This is a genomic window from Streptomyces sp. NRRL S-646, from assembly GCF_000720765.1.
GTDB lineage: Bacteria > Actinomycetota > Actinomycetes > Streptomycetales > Streptomycetaceae > Streptomyces.
The window spans coordinates 249,693-268,331 of sequence record NZ_JODC01000010.1 but is presented as its reverse complement, the minus strand read 5'-3'; the positions used below and the strand labels follow the sequence as shown (position 1 = coordinate 268,331).

The 18,639-nt window shown below is 69.9% G+C and carries 13 protein-coding genes and 1 pseudogene; 1 reads left to right on the top strand and 13 read right to left on the bottom strand.

Going from position 1 to position 18,639, the window contains the following annotated elements; translation table 11 throughout:
- Positions 1 to 81: 81 nt before the first annotated feature.
- The 3 genes from IH68_RS0127085 to IH68_RS0127075 are packed head-to-tail and all read right to left on the bottom strand — an operon-like array spanning position 82 to position 6,067.
- Positions 82 to 1,482: a hypothetical protein gene (locus tag IH68_RS0127085; protein ID WP_030939959.1), complete on the bottom strand. Its 1,401-nt coding sequence runs from the start codon at positions 1,480 to 1,482 to the stop codon at positions 82 to 84.
- Between the two features lie 8 nt (positions 1,483 to 1,490).
- Positions 1,491 to 2,036 (bottom strand): hypothetical protein, encoded by a 546-nt coding sequence (locus IH68_RS0127080; protein WP_159403729.1) that lies wholly within the window; start codon positions 2,034 to 2,036, stop codon positions 1,491 to 1,493.
- Positions 2,021 to 6,067 carry a CHAT domain-containing protein gene (locus tag IH68_RS0127075; protein ID WP_030939955.1) on the bottom strand — a complete coding sequence of 1,349 codons (4,047 nt, stop codon included), beginning with the start codon at positions 6,065 to 6,067 and terminating at the stop codon, positions 2,021 to 2,023. The genes IH68_RS0127080 and IH68_RS0127075 overlap by 16 nt, the downstream gene beginning before the upstream one ends.
- A 573-nt stretch (positions 6,068 to 6,640) precedes the next feature.
- Between IH68_RS0127075 and IH68_RS53575 the strand changes: the two are divergent.
- Positions 6,641 to 6,864, top strand: a pseudogene (locus tag IH68_RS53575) (IS5/IS1182 family transposase); the annotation flags it as partial.
- Between the two features lie 336 nt (positions 6,865 to 7,200).
- Here IH68_RS53575 and IH68_RS57285 read toward each other — a convergent pair.
- The 10 genes from IH68_RS57285 to IH68_RS51885 are packed head-to-tail and all read right to left on the bottom strand — an operon-like array spanning position 7,201 to position 18,638.
- Positions 7,201 to 8,418: a DUF4157 domain-containing protein gene (locus tag IH68_RS57285; protein ID WP_030939950.1), complete on the bottom strand. Its 1,218-nt coding sequence runs from the start codon at positions 8,416 to 8,418 to the stop codon at positions 7,201 to 7,203.
- Positions 8,415 to 11,405 (bottom strand): vWA domain-containing protein, encoded by a 2,991-nt coding sequence (locus IH68_RS0127060; protein ID WP_030939948.1) that lies wholly within the window; start codon positions 11,403 to 11,405, stop codon positions 8,415 to 8,417. Before IH68_RS0127060 ends, IH68_RS57285 begins: the two co-directional genes overlap by 4 nt.
- A gap of 12 nt (positions 11,406 to 11,417) precedes the next feature.
- Positions 11,418 to 12,380 (bottom strand): IPT/TIG domain-containing protein, encoded by a 963-nt coding sequence (locus IH68_RS0127055; RefSeq protein WP_030939945.1) that lies wholly within the window; start codon positions 12,378 to 12,380, stop codon positions 11,418 to 11,420.
- A 13-nt stretch (positions 12,381 to 12,393) separates the two neighbouring features.
- Positions 12,394 to 14,220 carry a phage tail protein gene (locus tag IH68_RS0127050; RefSeq protein ID WP_030939942.1) on the bottom strand — a complete coding sequence of 609 codons (1,827 nt, stop codon included), beginning with the start codon at positions 14,218 to 14,220 and terminating at the stop codon, positions 12,394 to 12,396.
- 3 nt (positions 14,221 to 14,223) lie between these two features.
- The gene (locus IH68_RS0127045; RefSeq protein ID WP_030939939.1) at positions 14,224 to 15,735 is read right to left on the bottom strand and encodes a baseplate J/gp47 family protein; all 1,512 of its coding nucleotides are present in this window, start codon (positions 15,733 to 15,735) and stop codon (positions 14,224 to 14,226) included.
- On the bottom strand, positions 15,732 to 16,094 hold the full coding sequence (locus IH68_RS0127040; RefSeq protein WP_030939936.1) for a GPW/gp25 family protein: 363 nt from the start codon (positions 16,092 to 16,094) through the stop codon (positions 15,732 to 15,734). Before IH68_RS0127040 ends, IH68_RS0127045 begins: the two co-directional genes overlap by 4 nt.
- Positions 16,095 to 16,103: 9 nt before the next feature.
- A complete protein-coding gene (locus IH68_RS0127035; protein ID WP_030939933.1) occupies positions 16,104 to 16,562 on the bottom strand; it encodes a hypothetical protein in 459 nt (152 codons plus the stop codon).
- The gene (locus IH68_RS0127030) at positions 16,559 to 17,119 is read right to left on the bottom strand and encodes a phage baseplate assembly protein V (protein WP_051833751.1); all 561 of its coding nucleotides are present in this window, start codon (positions 17,117 to 17,119) and stop codon (positions 16,559 to 16,561) included. The genes IH68_RS0127035 and IH68_RS0127030 overlap by 4 nt, the downstream gene beginning before the upstream one ends.
- Positions 17,116 to 18,183, bottom strand: a complete 1,068-nt coding sequence (locus IH68_RS0127025) for a phage late control D family protein (RefSeq protein ID WP_030939928.1) — start codon at positions 18,181 to 18,183, stop codon at positions 17,116 to 17,118. Before IH68_RS0127025 ends, IH68_RS0127030 begins: the two co-directional genes overlap by 4 nt.
- Positions 18,183 to 18,638 carry a tail protein X gene (locus tag IH68_RS51885; RefSeq protein ID WP_051833750.1) on the bottom strand — a complete coding sequence of 152 codons (456 nt, stop codon included), beginning with the start codon at positions 18,636 to 18,638 and terminating at the stop codon, positions 18,183 to 18,185. The genes IH68_RS0127025 and IH68_RS51885 overlap by 1 nt, the downstream gene beginning before the upstream one ends.
- Position 18,639 lies beyond the last annotated feature (1 nt).

The following is an 18,639-nucleotide window of genomic DNA, read 5'->3' as shown; positions in this document are numbered from 1 at the left end:
CCGATTTTCACGCCTGCAAGGCGTCACCAGGGGTGATACGTGGACTGTTTCCGTAGGGCGACGCAGCCCCGTTGCCGGGGCTCACGGGTCAGGTGGCGGGTCGTCACGGTAGCGGAAGGCCGCCGAGACAGGCTGGTCGCCCCGATAGAGGAACTGGCAGAGGTCCAGCCAGAGCGCGCGTTCGGCCGCGAGGTCGGCGGGGAATGCAAGGCCAAATTCTTGCAACACCCGACGGCGGTGCAGGTCGAAAGCCGATTTGAGCTGGTCGGAGAAGGCCAGCGCAGCCTCCCGGGCACCCGCGTGGACGATAGAGGTGAGCCCGGCGAGGCCGGCCAGCAGCGTGACCGCTACGGCCGTGCGCAGCAGGGAGGAAGCCAAGCCGGTCGGGGGGCCAGTCAGGCTTGCGAGGAGGGCCGGGATGGCCAGGACGAGCACGCTGACAGCCGCGGCAGGACGGGGGCGGCCTAGCCGGGGCAGGGCAGCGCCTGTGAGCAGCGCCGCAATGAACGTTGCCCAGGCCAGAGCGTTTCCGTCGAGGCGGGCGTTCACTGCAGCGAGGAGCGCGATCGGGGCGCCAACGGCCGGCAGGTAGACGGTCAAGGTGAGCATCAGGTCAAGGGCGGCCTTAGCATCCTTGAGCGAGGCAGCAAAAGCGTCTGGTAGCAGCGGCTGAAGGCGGGACCAGACAACGACCGGGTCCAGCCCATAGCGCAGACGCGGATGCTGCTCGGCGGCCAGGAGGATGTTGCCGATCCGGGTGGGAGCCACCTCGACAGGGTCGGCGGGATAGAGCACGAACAACCGCTGCTGGACCGACGCCCTTCGGGAGCGAACGTCCTGGAGGCGGCGCTCGGTGAGTTCTGTGGCAAAGGCCACCAGCCGAGGGAAGCGCGGGTCGTCCAGGACAGGGTCGCCGCTGCCGGCCAGGTCGGCCAGCCGGATGCTCAGGCCGGGCAGGACGTCGGCCGCGGCGTCCGCCGAGAGAGGGGCAGCGCTGGACCAGGCGGTCTCGGCGTCGGACAGTTCGGCGGTCGGGTCGCCAGGGAAGGGGCGGACCGGTCCACCGGGGCGAGGCAGCGACTCGGCGGCGGTCAGCAGGGCCGCTTCGATCCTTTCGAGGCGCTCGTCCTCGGTGCTGTCGCAGGTCCGTTCCGTGCGGAGCCGGGCGGTGCGGCGGCGGACCAGCGCGGCAGCGGAGACGGAATTGCCCCAGCGGCCCTGGAAGAGCTGGTCCAGTAGGGGGCGCAGGTTGGCCAGGGCGAACGACCATAGCGCGACCGCGACGAGGAAGCCTGCGATCGCGACGGCCTGGACCGTGCCGGGCAGGCCGCCCCAGGTATGTGCAACGACTTTTGCGTCCTGGGACGCCAGTACGGCAGCCAGGACGAGCGAGCCAGCGGCAACCAAAGTCGGCAGGAACGTCGACAGCAGGGCACGCCGGTCGAAGTACCCGGTGATCTCTTTCAGGACGGTGGCGAACAACGGAACCGTCAGCCTCCTTCGAGCTCCATCGGGCCATGGGACCAGACCAAACCGCACACCGGCGGGCCAGCCGTGGTGGAGCGGGGCAGGCGGCGGGAGGGCGGGGCGCAGCGACGGCAGATGTAGCGTCGAGACTGGACGTTGGGGGCGTTTCCGAGGCGGGTGGCGCTCTCGTCGAGCAGCTCCAAGGGCAGCGCCGCAGCGGTGTCGGCCCTTGTCAGAACGCCGCCCGGGGCGCCGTCGCGCTCAACGAGGGCTCCTGGCACCTCCGGCAGGAGGCCGAACAAGTCGGCGAGTTCCAACAACACGGCCTCCTCGATACGGTCGTCGTCCAATTCGACGGTGACCAGCGGAGGAAGGCGGGTGAGGAGGTCGCTGGGTGGCGTGGCGGCCAGCGGTTCCAGGATGTCCCGGGGGACGATCGAGATGACCTTGTCCTCGAGCGTCACAGCGACGAGGAAGGGGCCGGGGCGGGGCGGGAGGCCTTCGGCCGGCGCGAGGACGGCGCCGTCGGGGAAGGTGCTGATCCGTACGGCGATCATCCAGTCCGCCAATCTCCGACAAGCATGAAGGCCGCCCAGTGGTACGGGTCAGCGAAGGGACGGCGCCCGTAGTCGACGGTCTCCGGGGCCTCCGCCTTCAGCCTCAGCAGCCGTAGACGGCGCCGGATCAGATCAGTAGGGGTGTCGGGTGCCGTGAGGAGCGTCTCGTAGCTTTCGATCGCGGCGGTGAGGTCTCCGGCGCGGGCACGCAGCCGAGACGTCTCCAGCAGGGCTGCGGTGTGGTCCGTGCCGGAAACAGCCTCGGCGTCAATCCTGCCGATGGCATCAGCACACGTCAGATCCCTGATCGTCAGCTGCGCTGCGGCAAGCGCCCGCGCAGGGGCGGTGCCCTCGCCACGCCAGCGCCGGTAGAACTCCGACATGAGCAGGGCCGTAGACAAGTCGTCGACGGGCCAGAGGCTGACGACGAGCGCGGCGGCGCCCGCGCGGAGGAACGCCCGGACCAGCCCCATCAGCTCGTCGCCAGGGCGATTGTCGGCGAGGCCGCTCTCGCAGGCGCTGAGTACGACGAGCCCAGCATTCAACCGGAGGTCGTAGACATCCTCGACTGTGAGCCGCCCGGCGCCGAGCAGAATGCCGGACTGCTCGGGGTGGTCCTTATCGAAGGCGGCGTGGCAAGCAATGTGGACGACGTCGTAGACGTCGGTCAGGAGATTCCGGGTGGCAGCGGCGCCGAGGTGAGGGCGGGTGCCGAGCAGCCGCGCGACGGTCGTCGCCTCGACCCTGGCGTTCGGCAGGTCATTGCGGGAGTCGCCGAGGACGATGGCCGTGAAGGAGCGCGGCTGCCGGTGGGGGCGGCGCGCACGGCCGTGCGCGAGCACCGAGGCGCTCGGCAGGTAACAGACGGGGTTGCGGTCGATCAGTGAGGTGTGCAGGGGCCGGTGGTGAAGCGGGCCGGAGGGCACGAGGCAGATCAGGTCGTCCGGGCGGCTGTTCTCGCGCAGGTGGACAAGGCCCTCGTCCGGGGTCTCGGCCGGGCGCCAGGTGGTGACGGCAGAGGTGACCAGAAGCAGACCGGAGGTGGTGAACTCGGCCAGCAGGACGCCGGGCTCCAGCAGCGCGCGGATCTCGGCGGCCGTGCTGACCGGTCCGGCCAGGGATTCGCGGGCACCGAGCGTGGCCTGGAGCAGCCGCTGCTCCAGTCGGCGAAGCGCCGGACCCTCCTGGGAGATCTCCTCGGCGATCCGCTCGCCGGGGACGGGGAGGTCGGCGCCCAGGTTGGTTCCGAGCACGCGGAGTCGCTCGACGGTCGCTGCAGCCGTGTCAGCGCCAGGATCGGCGGCTAGGTCCAGCAGGAGGCGGCGTCGCTCGCGGGCGGCGGCGACCGGAGCTTCCAAATCTTCGGCCTCTGGTCCGCGCGGGACTGGACCAAGCGCGAGTCCGTCGACGAACGCTCTGGCTCTGGCGCGTTCGGCGAGTTCAAGGGCCGTGTCAAGGCGGCCCGCAGCGACCGCAACGGATTCGGCGTCGGCGAACAGCGGCAGATTGCGGACCTGCCAGCCGATCCGGTCGTCCTCGGCGCGGAACCGGCCCCGTACCTGGTCCCGCAGGTCGAGGGCAGTGAGCAGGTCGGCGAGGGCCTCTTCGGGGCGGCCGAGCGCCTTGAGTACCCAGCCACGCTCTTGATGCCAGCTGGCCCTGGCCTGAGCTTGGGCGTCGGCAGGTGGCGGATGGCCGTCCAGCGTGCGCAGCGCGGCGAGCGCGTCGCCGCCTGCCCGCAGGGCGTCGGCGAGGTTGGCCGCCGCGAGCATACGGTGGCTGGCGTCGAGCTGCGGGTCGTCGAGGATTCTGCGCTGGATGCGTACCGCGCCGGTCAGGTCGCCCTGAAGCCGGAGGATCGTGGCCTCGATGTTGGCGGCCTCGGAGTCGTTCGCTGTGTCCCCCAGGATTGCGAGGGCGTCGTCGCAACGTCGGGTATCGCGGAGCAGCCGCGCGGTAAGCAGGCGCCTGGTGCGGGTGAGGTGCTCGGGCGGGCCTTCCCACGGGGGCCGCGCCGTCAGCAGCGCGAGCGCGCCGGGCACATCGCCGAGCCGGGCCTGGATGTCGGCTCCGATCAGGTCGATGTACTTCTGCAGGAAGCCGAGGGCGGTCATCATCACTTCGATGTGGTCGAAATCGAAGACCATGTGCGTTCGGCCCAGGTGGTGGCTCTGCGCCACTGCAGCCTGGGTCTCCTCGGAGTTCAGGCTGGGCAGGTACTCGGCGTTCGGTATCTCTCCCAGCGAGGCGACAACGGCTTCGGCAGCCGCCAGATGGTCCATCGCGGCCTGTACCTCAGAGCGGCGCAGCAGGACGTCGGCGTGCAGTAGGTCAAGTTGGGCGGCGAGCTGCGGCAGGCCCAGTGCTGCCGCCTCGGCGCGGGCAAAGCCGAGCTGTTCGTCGCTCTCGGTGAGAGCCTGGGCTGGGCTCAGGGCGTACTCGAAGAGAATGAGCCGGTGGACGACCGTCTCCAGCCCGGGCAGGGCGGCGAGGATCCGGTCATACGGCTCGGCCTCCTTGCCGAGAAGGACAAGCAGGCCGTCCCGGAGGTCGGGGATCGCCAGTGAGAGCTGCAACAGCCAGCGCAGGGCGTTCAGGGGGCGCCTCTCGCCGGCCGGGGCAGCCTCGACGGAGTCGACCAGGTCCTTGAGAGCTGCCATGACGCTCGCGCCGCTCAGCGACTCGGTCCAGCCGGGCTCGCTGTGGGTGACCTGAGCCATGCCATGTAGCAGCAGCCCGTACCAGTCGCCCGGTTTCAGGCTCAGCAAGATGTCCAGGTGTGTGAGGGCGGCCTGCGGGCGGTGGCGGGCGATGAGGACATCGGCCAGGAGCCGCCGGACACCTGGTGCATCGGGGTGCCGGATAGCCAACAGGTTCAGCAGGCCCGGCATCGCGTCGTAGGACTCAAGGTCGTAAGGCTCCAGACGCATCCTTTCCAGCACCTCAAGCGCCCTGTCCACCTCGTCCAGCACGATCAGGCAACGGGCCAGCGTGAGCCGCAGTGGCCCCTCCTCGGCACCCGCGGCGATTCGGGTGGTCAGCCGGTCGCGGATCACGGCGGCGCCGTCGCCAGCCAAGGCCGTCAAAGCGTCTCGGAGCCGCTCGAAACGGCGCAGCCGCGGGTCGGCGAGGGCCTCATGCAGGCAGAGCACGGCGTCGGCTGGACGGTCCAACTCCTCCAGCAGGGCGATCCGGAGTCCCACCGCTCTTTCGACCAAGTCCTCGGTCGGGAGGGTGTCGAGGTAAGGCAGATCGGCGTCAGGATCCGCGGCCAGCACAGCGGCTTCGGCCGCGGCTAGGTCGACGCAGATGTTGAGGTCCGGCAGAGCCTCAGCAGGACGGTCGGCGTCAGCGAGGAGCTGCGCCCGCGTAAGCCTGTAGCGCGGCTGATCGGGATCGTGCAGCACGGCGGCCCCGATCGCCTCGACCGCCTCAGCTTTGCGGCCCAAGTCTGACAGCACCACCGCCTTGCCCTCGTGGGAACCCATACGTTCGGGGTGGGCGGCGATGAACCGGTCGAAGAACTCCAGCGACCGCTCCAGACGGCCCAGGCGGTGGGCACCGTAGGAGGCGGCGAACAGGGCGAACGGCTGGTCCGGCTTCAGGGCGAGTGCCAGGTCGGCCAGCTCGGCGGCGCACTCGTACTCGCCCGCGTGGTAGGCCTCGCGGGCGGTCTGGCCGAGCCAGGCGCCCCACTCCTCGGCCGCCTCTTCCAAGCCCCCCTTGCCCGGCCACAACGTGAGCAGCTCGCGTCCACGGGTGACAGCCGTGGCGAAGTCCCCCGCCCAGCCATCGACCAGAGCAAGCCTGGCCAGGGCGAACATCTCGCCCTCGAGGCGGCCGGCCGTCCCCGCCCGGACGCGCAGCCAGATCAGGAGCCGCCGGAGACCAGCCAGATCGCCGAGTTCATTGATGACGCCGTCAAGGACCTCACCAAGGCGAACAAACGCCTTGTACCGGGCGTCGTTCCAGCCATCGCCCGCTGTGTCTACTCGGGTCAGTCCGCGCCACAGCAGTTCCTCTGCCTCCTCCAGTCGATCCAACTCGGCAAGCCGCCGGGCTCGTTCCGCCCATCGGTCCGCCCAACAGAACGACCCCCTGAGTCCCGGTAGCCGCATCAAGGCCCGCCCGCGTCCGTAACCGCCGTTGAGGACTTGGCCGACGGCGAACCCCACTGCAAATCCGAGTATGGCTGCGGCACCAGCCCGCGCCGCCAAACGCACCGATCTCATGCCCACGCTCCGGGCGGATTGGCGAGCTTCTGGCGAGCATCCATATCAAGGCGGAACCGGCCACAGTGGGTTGATGCGCCGTAGAACAGCGGCGACAGTCGACGCTGGTCCTTGGTAGCCAGGAGCCGGGGCAAGGGCTCGACGAGGACTTGCTGCAGCAGGACGGTGTTGATGTGGACCGGCCCTGCATTGATTTGTCCCTCCACAGAAGCACCCTCCCCCGTAGTCCGCGCTCTTCCCCATGAGCAGAGGGTGTGCGAGGACTCATCCCGCCGATATGCACAAATCGTTCCAGGGACACCCCTTCCGCGCAGTACGTTTGGCGCAATCAGCCCGGCAGACCCGGTCCGGACGGCTAAGCGCAGCGCAAACCCACTCACCAGGGGGACCGGCCTGGTCATCCCGCACCGCCGGGAACCCGGCCAGAGCGAACTCGAGGCTAAGAGGAGCACAGCACCTCCCACCGCAAGATCCGCGCCCGCGTCGAGCACGCCTTCGCCCGGAGGAAGACCCAGAAGATCCTCCGCGACTGCCGCCTCAAGGGCGACGGCGTCCACCACGCCATGCTCGGCATCGCCCGCCTGCACAACCTCACCCTCGCCGGGTGACGACGAACAGGCAGGTCAACGAAACACATCATAGATCATTTATGGGACAACGCTTAGGGCTCGCAGAGAATTAACTTGCGGGTTCCGGGACTTGACTTCCCAGCTCAACGCGCTGCTCACGCGCAGGTTGTTCTTCTGCGAGCCCTTAGCTTGATTCTGAAGCTCGTATAGATCGTCAAGTGGCTGGAGATGTCTATGGTGCGCTGGTGAGGTGGCGGTAGACCTCTCGCGCGACGAAACGCTTAAGGCACCTGACGATCTATAGGAGCTTCAGAATCAAGTTAAGGCTCCTGATTTCCAGTTTGATTGCCGGGCCGCCAGCTGTGCCGAACCGGGTCATGCCTCCTTGGCGGCGACCTCGTCGGCCTTGCGCCACAGGTCGTTCCACTCGATGCCGATCTGGACGATGGTGACGATGGCGAGCCCGACGTCGACCAACTCGCCGAAGGGGAGCGGTCCGTCCGCGGCGGCGAGGGCCAGCGCGGCGGCGCCCCGGATCGCGAAACGTTCGGCGACCACCCGCCAGAAGTGCCGCCACAGCGCCCGCTTCACGACCTCCCGCGCCACGACCCCGGCGCCCACCGCCGCCCCGAAGGCCACGGCGGCCTTCCGGCGCCTCGCCTCCTCCTCCAGCCGCTTCCGCTCCTTCTCGCGTTCCTCCTGAGGGACGGGCACGGGAGGCGGGGTGAGGACGGTGTAGCCGAGCAGACCGGCGCCGAACCAGTCGGTCTTGATCAGCAGGGGACCGGCCACGATCAGCTTCCCCGGGTACACCGTCGGCAGCATGGGGGACACCACCGTGATGTTCTGGCTCGCCCGCCAGGCCTTCTGCTGGTCGTCCTGGGCGTTGCCCTGGTCGATGTAGCGCAGGAGTTGTTCCTCGCCGTCGACGAGGCATTCCGGCGAGGCCGGCTTGACCTCGGCCACCGACAGCACCCCGGAGGTGTTCTGCCGAGCCAGATCGGGAATGCCCGCCCCGGCCCGTCCGCCGATCGACTGGCCCGGGATGACCGGGCTGTCCTTGCCGCACAGCCCGCCGGTGCGCAGCGGGCCGGCCGACCCGCCCGGGATCCGCACGCGCCGTGCTCCGGCCACCTGGCACTCGAAGTCCAGCAGGATGATCTCGTGCACCAAGCTCCCGCTGAGCTTGACCGCGCTGCCCACCAGCTCCGCGATCGCCTCCACGCAGTGCCGGCGGATCCGCGGTCGCGGGTCGCGTTCGTGCTGGACGACATGCGCCAGCTCATGAGCGAGCAGCCGCCTCCCACTGGGCGTGTGCGGCTGGTAGGCACCCGCGCCGAACAGGATCTCGTGGCCCACCGTGACGGCGTCCGCGCCCAGGTCGCGGGCGAACTCCGCGGCCTCGGAGTCCGTATGGAGCCGTACCTGACCGAAGTCCTGGCCGAAGGCACGCGCGAACGGTTCCGGAACGGACGGCGACGGCGCGTGAGGAGCGTCGCCGAGCCGTTCCAGAGCCTCATCGGCATGCCGGTCGGCGGCCACCTCATCGGGGTCACGCGGCCTGCTGACCGACCAGGTGAACATCGCCGTCATCCCCTCGTACCGTCGGTGCGCGCGACGCCCAGCCCGCGGACGTTCACGCCCGGATCGCGCAGCAGCCTGTCGTCGGCGCCACGGGCCCGCCCGCTGAGATCGGTGACGCGCAGCGCGGGAGTGGCCGCCAGTCCGGTCGAGGAGAGGCTGAACGGCTGGGTGATGCCGATGGACTCGCCCACCGTCATCCAGGTGCCCCGCCCCTCGTCCAGGGCCTCCAGACGGTAGGCACGCAGATCGCCGTCCCGTCGTACGAAGACGGTGATATCGGGGCCGCCGTCGCCCGCCAGGACCACCTGGCCCTTGAAACCGACAGTGACACTTCCGCCGGCGCCCAGCGCCAGGGCAGTCGCGCGGCCCTTGTGGATGACGCTGCCCAGCACGTCGTCGACCCGGGGTACGCGCTCCTTGTCGATCACGCGGCCGGGAGTGAACGACACCACCTGGTCCGGAAAGGTCAGTTGCTCCGGCAATGGGAACCTGGACGGTGCTACGACAGCGTCCTCGCCGAACTGGAACCCCACCTCGATCCCGTCGACGACATCGGGATCGAAGCTGGCGGGGCAGGTGTAGGTCCCGTCGAGGTTGCTGTCCAGTTCGCCGAAATCACCGTGGCCGAGCGGTTCGAGCCAGGTCGCCGTCTGCGGATCGACGAGCAGTACGTTGCCGTACTCGTCGCGCGGGATGAGGGTGACCATGGCCTTGCCCCGCCTGCCGTACTGGACCTCGACGTGGCTGAACTCGGGGTTCGGGCGGACCAGTACGGTGGTCTGCGCGGCCCCCTCGCGACGGAAGGCCCCGCCGTCGCTGAGGCCCAGCGCGGTCACCGTGAACGCGTAGTTCCCGGGGACGGTGTTCCCGGCGAGGGTGGCCTGGTAGACGCCGGTACCGTCCACGTCGGTCATCGGCACGTCGTTGGTGAACCGACCGCCCGGGTAGGGCAGTTGGGCCAGCCTCGCACCGTACTGCTTCACCAGGACGGGCGTGACGTCCTTGCCGCTCAGCAGCTCGGCGGCACGGTTCAGCGAATCCTGCGGGATCTGCACGGTGGCGAGCCAGTTGGCCAGCGCCGTGGCCGGCGAGTCGATGCCCAGGGTGACCGAGGCGCCGAGGACGGGCCCGCCCGCGGCGGTCAGCCGGGCGGAGACGGTGATCGGCTCGCCGGCGTAGTAGGTGGGCCGGTCCAGTTCGATCGACAGCCGCAGACTCGTCTCGGTCAGTACGTCGTAGACGTAGTCCTCCGGGCCGTTACCGGTGACGGTGAGCGTCCAGGTGCCGTGCCTGCCGCGGAGGAAGTCCCGGTCGACCAGGTACATGTGCGAGCGGTCACCGAGCCTCATCTCCACCCCGGGCGGAGTGAAGTCCGCGGAGACCTCCTCGCCCGCCGGGGTCAGCAACGCGAGGCTGAGCCGTCCCGCCTCGGACGTGTTCCAGCTGATCACGAAGGCCACCTTGCCGTCGTACTGGGTGAGCAGGGCCTCGTGCCGCACCTCGCCCTGGCCGGGATAGGCGCCCCGTGGATCGCGTGGCGCGGCTGTCGGGGTCAGCCCGGCCTTGAGGGCGTCCCGCAGCGCGACCGCCAGCTCGGCTGCTGTCGTACCCTCCTCGTCCACATTGCGCACCTTGCCGCCGCCCAGCGACCCGGTGGCGAGCGTCTTCATCAGGACGTGGTCCACGTCGCTGTGACCGTCGATGCCGTACGCGACGGCGAACAGGTGGACCTTGAGATCGGCGAGGGACGTGCCGGGCGGGGCCGTACCCGGGCTGCCGATGAACTCGATCGGGTTGTGGGTGCCGGAGTTGTGCGCGCCGTCGCTGAGCAGGATCAGCCAGCGCCGGTCCACCGCACGACTGAGCTGGTCCGTGCCGAAGTAGCTGGTGGCCGGGGACAGGACGCGATCGAACCCGTCCCCCATGGGGGTGCCTCCGGCCGGAGTGATCGCGGCCACGGCGTTCTGGGCGGCGCTCATCGCGCCGGGGATGTCGGTCATCGGCACGATGTCGAAGGTGGCCGGATTGAGCTCGTCGGCGGCGGGGAAACGGGCGATGCCGAACCGGCCGCGCTTCTCCCCGAAGTGCGCCAGCATGTCCAGAAACTGGTTCACCGCCGACGTCAGTTCGCCCCATCGCGACCCCGCCTTGTTGGCGGGATCCTGGCCGAGCGCGTCCCACGCCATGCTGCCCGAGTCGTCGAGAAGCAGCACGACCTCCAGCCGCTGTGTCGTCGTGGACAGCGTCACCTGCTGGTTGTGTTCCGGGCTCGTTCCCGCGGTGGTGTCGGCCGGGTCGGCCGTCAGCAGCGCCGAGGCCGATGATGCTCCGAGCGGGGGTGGCGGACTGGCCGGGGAGGTGAAGGTGATCTCCAACTGGGCGCTGCCGGTTGGAGGGATGGACAGCGGCAGCGTCGAGGTGATGGTGAAGCCGCTCGGCAGGGTCGGGCCGGGCGCGGTGAAATTGAGCGGACCGGTGCCCTTGTTGGCCACCGTGAGGCGCTGCGGGACGGTCTCGTTGACGAGCGCGTGATAGGCCAGCAGCCCGCCGCCGACCGAGATCCACGGCTGGGCCGTCTCCGCCTCCGACTCGGCGGCCACGGCGGTGACCTGGATGGCGGCGACGCCGTTGTTCCGGACCCTGAGCTCCCAGGACTCCACGGCGTCGACGTCGATGAACCCCATACGGAGCCGCTGGACGTTGTTCGCGTCGCCCAGCAGCCTCACGTCCCCGACATAGTCGGCCGTCGGGTCGGGTCCGCGCAGCACGCCCGTGGGCAGCGACTTGGCCTCCACGGGAGCGCCGTTGCCCGCCTTCAGGAACAGGGTGGGCGTAGTGCCGCCGCCGTTCGCGGCCACTCGGATGAACATCATCTTGGTGTAGCTGCCGGCCGGTACGGCGGTGCCGGTGAGCTGGTTGATCGAGATCGCCTCGGTGGCGCTCGGTGCCACCGTCCGGGGAGCCGTCTGCGGGTCGGGATACACGTGGAAGGTCATGGCGGACAGCCCCTATTCGGTGACGCTGAACTCGTTGACGCTGGTGATGGACCCGTGGCCGGTGGTCACGGTGATGCGGACCTTGGTCACTCCGCCGACGGGCACGGTGATCGTGGACGGCACGGCGGCGACGATGTCGGTGGCCGACTGGCTGGAGAGAGTCGCGGGCTGGTCCCCGAAGAGCACCTTCGGCGAGAAGTCGAGGTTGCTGCCGGTGATGTGCACGGGGTCCCCCTTCGCGCCGCTGCGCGGGGTGAACTCGGTCCCGGTGAACGCGGGCAGCAGCAGCGCCTGCTCCACCACCGACAGGCGCCGCTCGATGTCCGCGACCGTGAGCCGGGTGCGCCGCTGGTCCTTGATCATGTCTGCCTCGATGGTCGCCTTGCCCTTCTTGCGCTTGAGCAGTGCCAGTGCGCAGCGGGCGTGCCCGGCGGCGGCCGGGGGCACGGTCACGCCCTCCGCCACCCGCACCACCCAGACGGGCTTGAGCCGTACCGATGTCTGCATCCCGACGTCGTGCTCATTACGGAGATCGGTGTCCCCGGTGGCCCCGACGGAGTCCACCTCGACCACCGTGACGTCGAGGTAGACCACGTCGGTACGATCGTCGGCGGGCGTGGTGAGAACTCCCACCTGCTGGCTGCTGTACCTGATCGCCGCGGGCAGGCTCACCTGGATGCCGCCGACCATGCAGCTTCCCGGGAAGTGCCCGCCGTCGGCGGTGATCTGGAAGTCCTGGCTGGTCTGCCCGGCGGGCAGCGCGGAGACCAGGAAACCGGACGCGTCAGCGTGCGTGCCGTCGCCGATGAAGCGGGCGGCGATGCTCCGCACCGTGGCCGTGATCAGATCGTGCAGGAGGTTGAGATCGCGGTCGAGGATCGGCACCCCCTGCTCGATGTGCAGGCCGATATAGCCGTGCTCAGGTGCCGTCGCCGCCGCCAGCATCTGGTCCGGCGGCACCGAGTAGTCGGCCATCGTTCCTCCTCGGTCAGCTGATGATCACGGGTCGGCAGGTCAGCGGGAGCACGTCGCGCAGCACTTCGGCGAGCCGCTCGGACACCTCGGCGACCTGCTCGGCGGGCTCGTCGGCGCCCGGGGTGAGGAACACCCCGACGGTGTTGCGGGCAAAGCGGCCGTCTGGTGTGTAGGTCTGGAAGTCATCGGCGCTCCCCTGCAGCGCCAGCTTGGCGGTCGCCCTTGTGTCGACCGTGGTGGTGCCGGGCTCGCCCTGGTGGGACCGGTGGGCCAGCAGCACCTGGTTCGGCGGAAGGGGCAGTGCCAGCGGCCCGCGATGGTTGTACGGTCCGCCCTCGACCGTGCCGGTGAGGCTCCACGTGGTGCCGGCCAGAGTGGCCCGGTCGACCGACCAGGCACCGTGCCGTGCGGTCGACCAGAACAACTCGATGCCGTTGCCACTCGGCAGCGCCGCGGGCTGCCGGTCGTGGTCGGTCGGGGCGGCCTTGGGCAAGGTCCGGACGGGTGACCAGTCCGCGGCTGCCGGATCGAGGCTCTGCTTGGTGCGGTACGCCACGGTCCACCGCTCTTGCCGGGACGCCCACAGCACCCACAGCCGGGGCGCGACCGGGTGGTGCAGGACGAAGACGTCGTCGTGGACCGGCGGTTCACCCGCGGGTACTGTTCCGCGCCGCCACTCGTTCCCGTCGTTGCGCGCCCACCGCAGCTCACCGCTCTCCAGCCAGAACAGCCACACCCCGCCGGAGCCGTCGGCCACGGCGGCCGGCTGCGTCCGCTCGACCTCGTCGTCGAACAGCGGGGCAGGCGAGGCCAGTTGACCGCCGGTGCGCGTGGTGGACCACAGCCGCCACCGGCCGAGCCGGGGGTCGTACCGCTGCCAGAACAACCACAGTCGGTCTCCCTGCCGGGCGGCGGCCGGGTGTTTGTCGCTGCCGCTTGCGCTGACCACGGGCCGACTGGCCTGCCACCCGTCGGCCGTCCACTGTTTGGTCCAGATCTCCCAGCCGTGGCCGGGGTCGGTGTGGTAGAAGATCTCAGCCGTTCCGTCCGGCAGGACGATCCCGGCCGGCCGCCCGTCATACGCGTGGTCGCTCGACGTGAACACCGGCTCGGACCACTGGCCCGCCCCGTCCCGCAGCCGCGACCACAGGACGAGCCGCTCCGGCTGGTTGGTGCGCGCCACGTTGTGGACGAACTCCCTGTTCCGGCTGGGCCATTGCGTGAGCCGCGCGGTCGTCGCACCCAGCGCGGGCAGGGTGCCGACGCTCTGGTAGAGCCTGGGCGCCGCGCGGATCTCGGTCCGCTGCGCGGCGACCGGCACCGTGTAGTCCGTCCGCCAGCCGATCCAGTCGGCCAGCAGCGGCAGCAACCGGCCGTCCACCCGGCCGGGATCGGTCAGCGCCAGCGAGGCGGTGGCGAGGCTGTACAGCCGGTCCAGCTCGTCACCGGGCAACTCCAGGAAGCGGCGCAGCTGTTCGCGGTCGGTGTCGTAGCGTCGATAGAGCGCCGGGAGCGAGCCGTACAGCCGCTCGGCGAAGCCATACGGCTCGGTGGGCATCGCGCTCAGCAGGTGGTACGGGTCGGGGGCCGTGTCGGCGGGCAGGGTGTTCTTGAACGGGAACAGCGCGTAGTAGTGGACGGTCTCGCCGGGCAGGCCCGTGTCGGCGGCCGTGGTGAGTCCCCTTCCCTCGGCCACGATCACGCCGTCATCGGGTCGTACCGGATGGGTGCCGATGCGCCGTACAACCCGAATGTCCGGGAAGCCTTCCGGGTCGGGGTTGGTCCAGGAGAGGTCGACGCGGTTGGTCCCGGCGCCGGCCGCGAGATGTCCGAGCCGCATGTGTCACCGCCTCCCTCGGTCGATGACACTCAGGGCGATCCCCCCTGGATGCTCGCTGTCGTCGGCCGGTACGGGCAGCTCGAACTGCTCGAACTCCAGCTTTCCGGAGGGCTCGAACACCGGGTCCGCCGGACCGCGGCGGAACTCGGTGATGTTGGCGTACCGGACCCCCGGAGTGTTCTGGATCTCCTCGTAGAACCGGCTCAGATAGACGGTCTGGCCGAAATCTGTCCGGTCGAAGGCCAGCAGTTCCCTGGTTGTCTGCCGGACGCGTTCCTGCACATCGTCCCTCGGGTACCGGGGCTCCACCCCGATCTGGGCGGTGAGCAACACGGGGATGTACAGCACACCTTCGACACCCACGATCTGGCCGAGCATCCGTTTGTCCTCCAGGTAGGAGAGCAGCCCGCTGCGCAGCACATCGCTGACGTGGCCGCCACCCTCGGGGGCGACATGGAGCGTGATGTCGTTCCACACCCCGGCGGTCGCCCGTACCTTGGCGACGCCCTTGAAGCTGAGCGCGAGCGCCTCGTAGTCGGCGGCGGTGACGGCGCGGTGCTGCGAGCGGAACACCGCTGGCGCCTGCCGTACGGCATGGGCGGGGTCCTCGCGGGCGGCCCCGCCGGTGCCCGCGTCCTGGTTGAAGACGGTCGCGCCGAGCTGGGCGAGCGGTGGACAGTCGAGGATCGTGGTGATCTCCCGTGCGCCGACGTTGCCCCCCGGTCCGCCGCCCACCCGGTAGGTCGCGCGCAGCCGGCCGGTGGGGATGCGGCCGAAGACGCCGTCGCCGAAGACGACGGTCGCGTGGTCGTCGGCGTCGACCTCCACGACGAAGTGGGGCTGTCCGCCCTGGCTGAGCGCCAGACTGTCGCGTCGCTCCCAGGCAAGCTGCGGCGGCTCGGCCGTGATCTGGACGTCCGCGATCACTCCGGGCCGAAGGATCACGCCGGTGTGGCCGAGTGGGAAGCGCTGGTCCGCGCGGCCGTCCGAACTGCCCAGCACCTCGCCCTCGATGAGCCGTCCCTCCTCGACCGGGATGCCCTTCTCGCTCACCTTGCGCCCGGTCTTGAGATCGGGCTCGACGGTGGCGAAGTCGATGGTCAGCGGGGCCGGGTCGGTGTACTCGAAACGCACGCTCGGCGCTCCCCGGCGGCTCCTGGTGGAGAACGCGTTGCCACGGGTGACGGTGATGGCGCCGTCGACGTTCCCGGGGACGCTGACGAACAGTTCGACGGCGGCGGGTACGGCGGTGCCCAACTCGTAGCCGATCAGCCGTAGATGCTGGATGACGGCGGCGCGCGTACGGGCCGTACCCAGGAACGACTCGTTGGCCACCCGGTCCTGGTAGTAGCTGAGGATGTCGCCCATGTAGGCGAACAGCTCCAGCAGCACATTGCCGAAGTCCGCCTCGTTGGCGTAGTCGGTCCACTCGCCCAGCCGGTCCGGGATCCTGGCCCGCATGGCGTCCAGCAGGCGTTGGTAGTCCCGCGCGGTGTAGTCGATCTCGTCGCTCATCGGAAACTCACCCGTACCGCGCGCTGGACCCGACCACGGCGGCTCACATAGGCGACCTCGACCGTGATGGTCCCGTCGTCGGCGGCCACGTCGACGCCGGTCACGATCAGTTCGTCGCCCAGCCAGCGGGTCAGTGCCTGGCCGATGGTGAACTCGGTGGCGGCGGCCAGGATGCTGTTGTCCGGGTCGAAGACCAGGTTGAACAGCCCACAGCCGAACTCCGGCTGGTTGACCCGCTCGCCCGGCGCGGTGAACAGCACCTGGACGATGCGCCCGCGCAGGTCGTCGGCGGCGTCGGGATCCGGCGCGATGGTGCCCGCCGCGCTGACGCCGAAGGGAAAGCCGAACCCGGTTGCCACTGCCGCTCCTTACTCTGCGCAGGTCACGAAGGACTGTCCGGCGGCGGTCACCGTGGAGTGGCCGCCGCAGCTGTCGATGGGGTCGCCGTCCAGCAGCACGGGAGTGCCGCCGATCGTCACGAACGCGCTGCCCGCATCGGCGGCGGGGGAGCCGCTGCCGAGCGGCGTGTCGACGATGCTGAGGCTCAACACGTTGGGCCCTGCGGGATCGAAGTCCGTGCCCTTCGGGCCGGAGTGGCCGCCGCCCGGTGCGCTCTCGCCGGGATCGAGCGAGCTCCGACTGCTTGTAAGCGCCACCGGGTGACCGCCGACGCGCACGAAGTCGCTGAGACCGTCCGTCATCGAGCCGGTGTACGTGAAGCTGCCCTTCCCGGTGTACGGCGAGCCGTCCGGCAGCGTCCCGGTGACCTTGTGGGTGTCCGTGCCCTCGACGGGGTCGCGGTGGACGACGATCAGCACGGCGGTCACCCCTTCTCCACGTCGAGGGCGGAGCAGACGATCCTGACCGGTTGGCCTTCCGCCCGGAGGGTGAGTGGGACCTTGGCGGTCAGCGTCATGGCGTCGGCGGTCATCTCGATCGCGTTCCCCGTGGCGTCGGAGATGACGATCCGCTCGCCGCCGTCGGCGTCCTCCAGCTCGATCGTGTGGCCCTTCAACGTCCTGATGATCTTCCGGGTGGGGCGTTGCTGCGGATCACCCGGCAGCTCGGACTCCTCCCCGGGACTGCACCAGAAAGCGCCCGTCCAGATCGGGAACTCCAGGTCGCCCTCCTCGAACTCCACCCAGACCCTGGCCTCGCGCTCGGGGACGAACAGGAAGCCCTGCTGCGCGGCCCCGCCGTACGGGGCGCAGGGGGTCGCCCAGCCGGTGACCACGTCCGGACCCAGGACGCTGGGGACGCTGAGTTTGAGGCGGCCGAGCAGGGCCGGGTCCTCGTTGTCGACGACCGTGCCCCGGTACTTGCCGTAGAAGCGGTGCTCGGCCCGTTCCAGGAGCTTGGCCACCACCCGTTCGAGCGCGCTCATCCGAAGTCCTCCTCGCCGGTCGGCTGCGTGGCGTTGCGCCGGACCCGGAACCGCTGCCGGTAACCGGCCGGAGTGAAGACATGGGTGACGTGGGTGACCTCGTAGACTCCGCTGTGGGTCGCACCGATCCCCTTGATCGGGACGAGGGCGTGCGGGACGAGGACCGCGGGGTAGGCGTTGCCCAGCACCTCGCCCTCGCCCGTCACGAACCACTGGCCCTCGTCGTACAGGCTCTGGCAGAGCGCCGACATCTCCTGCTCGCCCGTGCTGACCGTCTGCCCGACCTGGAGCGTGCCCAGGTCGTCCGGGGGGCGACTGCCCAGGGCTCGCTGCAGTTCGGCGCGGCCCTCGGCGCGGAGGACGTCCCCGGTGAGCCGGTCGGTCTGGGTCATCGTCACGTCGGTCGGCGTGAACGCGTTGACCTCCAGCGTGAACCGTTCGACGTTGGTTCGCGGACCGAACTGCACGGCCATGGGCGGCAGTTGGCCGCCCTCCAGGCGGGGCGGGCCGAAGTACGCGGTGTCGCCGTCGACGTAGCAGCTGAAGCCGTTGCGGAACGCGAGGCGGCGCAGCAGCCGGATGTCGCTCTCCCGCTGGACGACGGTCGACACCCGCTCGTCGTGCACCACGTCGGTGCCGGTCACCTCCGGCGTCAGCCCGTAGGAGCGCAGCACCTCGGTGGCGATGTCGCTGTCGGTCTTGTTGGGCCAGGCCCTGAGCCGGTCGGCCCGGTCCATCAGTACGGTGGCGTCCAGGCCCCAGACCTCCAGCCGGCAGCGGTCGAGGTCGGGGCCGAAATCAGGGCGCAGATGAGTGACATAGCCGATGATCAGCTGCCGGGTTCCGTCCTGCGGACCCCCGATGATGTCCACCCTGCGCCACAGCGCGAAGCGGTCGTCGTCGAGATACGGCCAGGAGCCGTCCGGCTGCATGCGCAGGGCCAGGGTCAGCCGGAACATTCCGGCCAGCTGGTCGTCGAGCTCGACCTCCAGTCCGAGCAGATCGGCGGTCAGTCCGGTCGGCTCGTCCCCGTCGACCTCGATCCGCAGCTGGTCGTGGACCATCACCGGCCTCCCCCCGTAGCAGGAGGAATGACGATCGACGCGCCGATCCGGCCGCGTTCCTGGGGCAGCCCGGTCACAAATCCCGCCGCTTCGATCGCCTTCCGGACCGCGACCGTATCGGCGTTGAGGATGTTGTGGTCCACCACGACACCGCCGTCGGCCGGTTTGACCGCCAGGACTCCGAACTGCCGCGCGAGGGCGGTCAGCAGCTTGGGCTCCGGCCGTTCGACGGGGAAGAAGGTGGTGCGGACCGGTTCGTCGTCGACGAGCGCGAGGGGGGAGAGGATCTCGGGGTTGGCGTCGCAGATGCGCCAATAGGCCTGGGGGTCGCCGTAGTAGGTGTAGGCGAGGTGATCCAGCCGCTCGCCCTCGGCGAGGATGTGCCGGAACTCGCCGTCGGTCACCGGCAGGCGCCGCAGCTCGGAGCCGGGTACGGACTGGTAGCGGGACGGCATG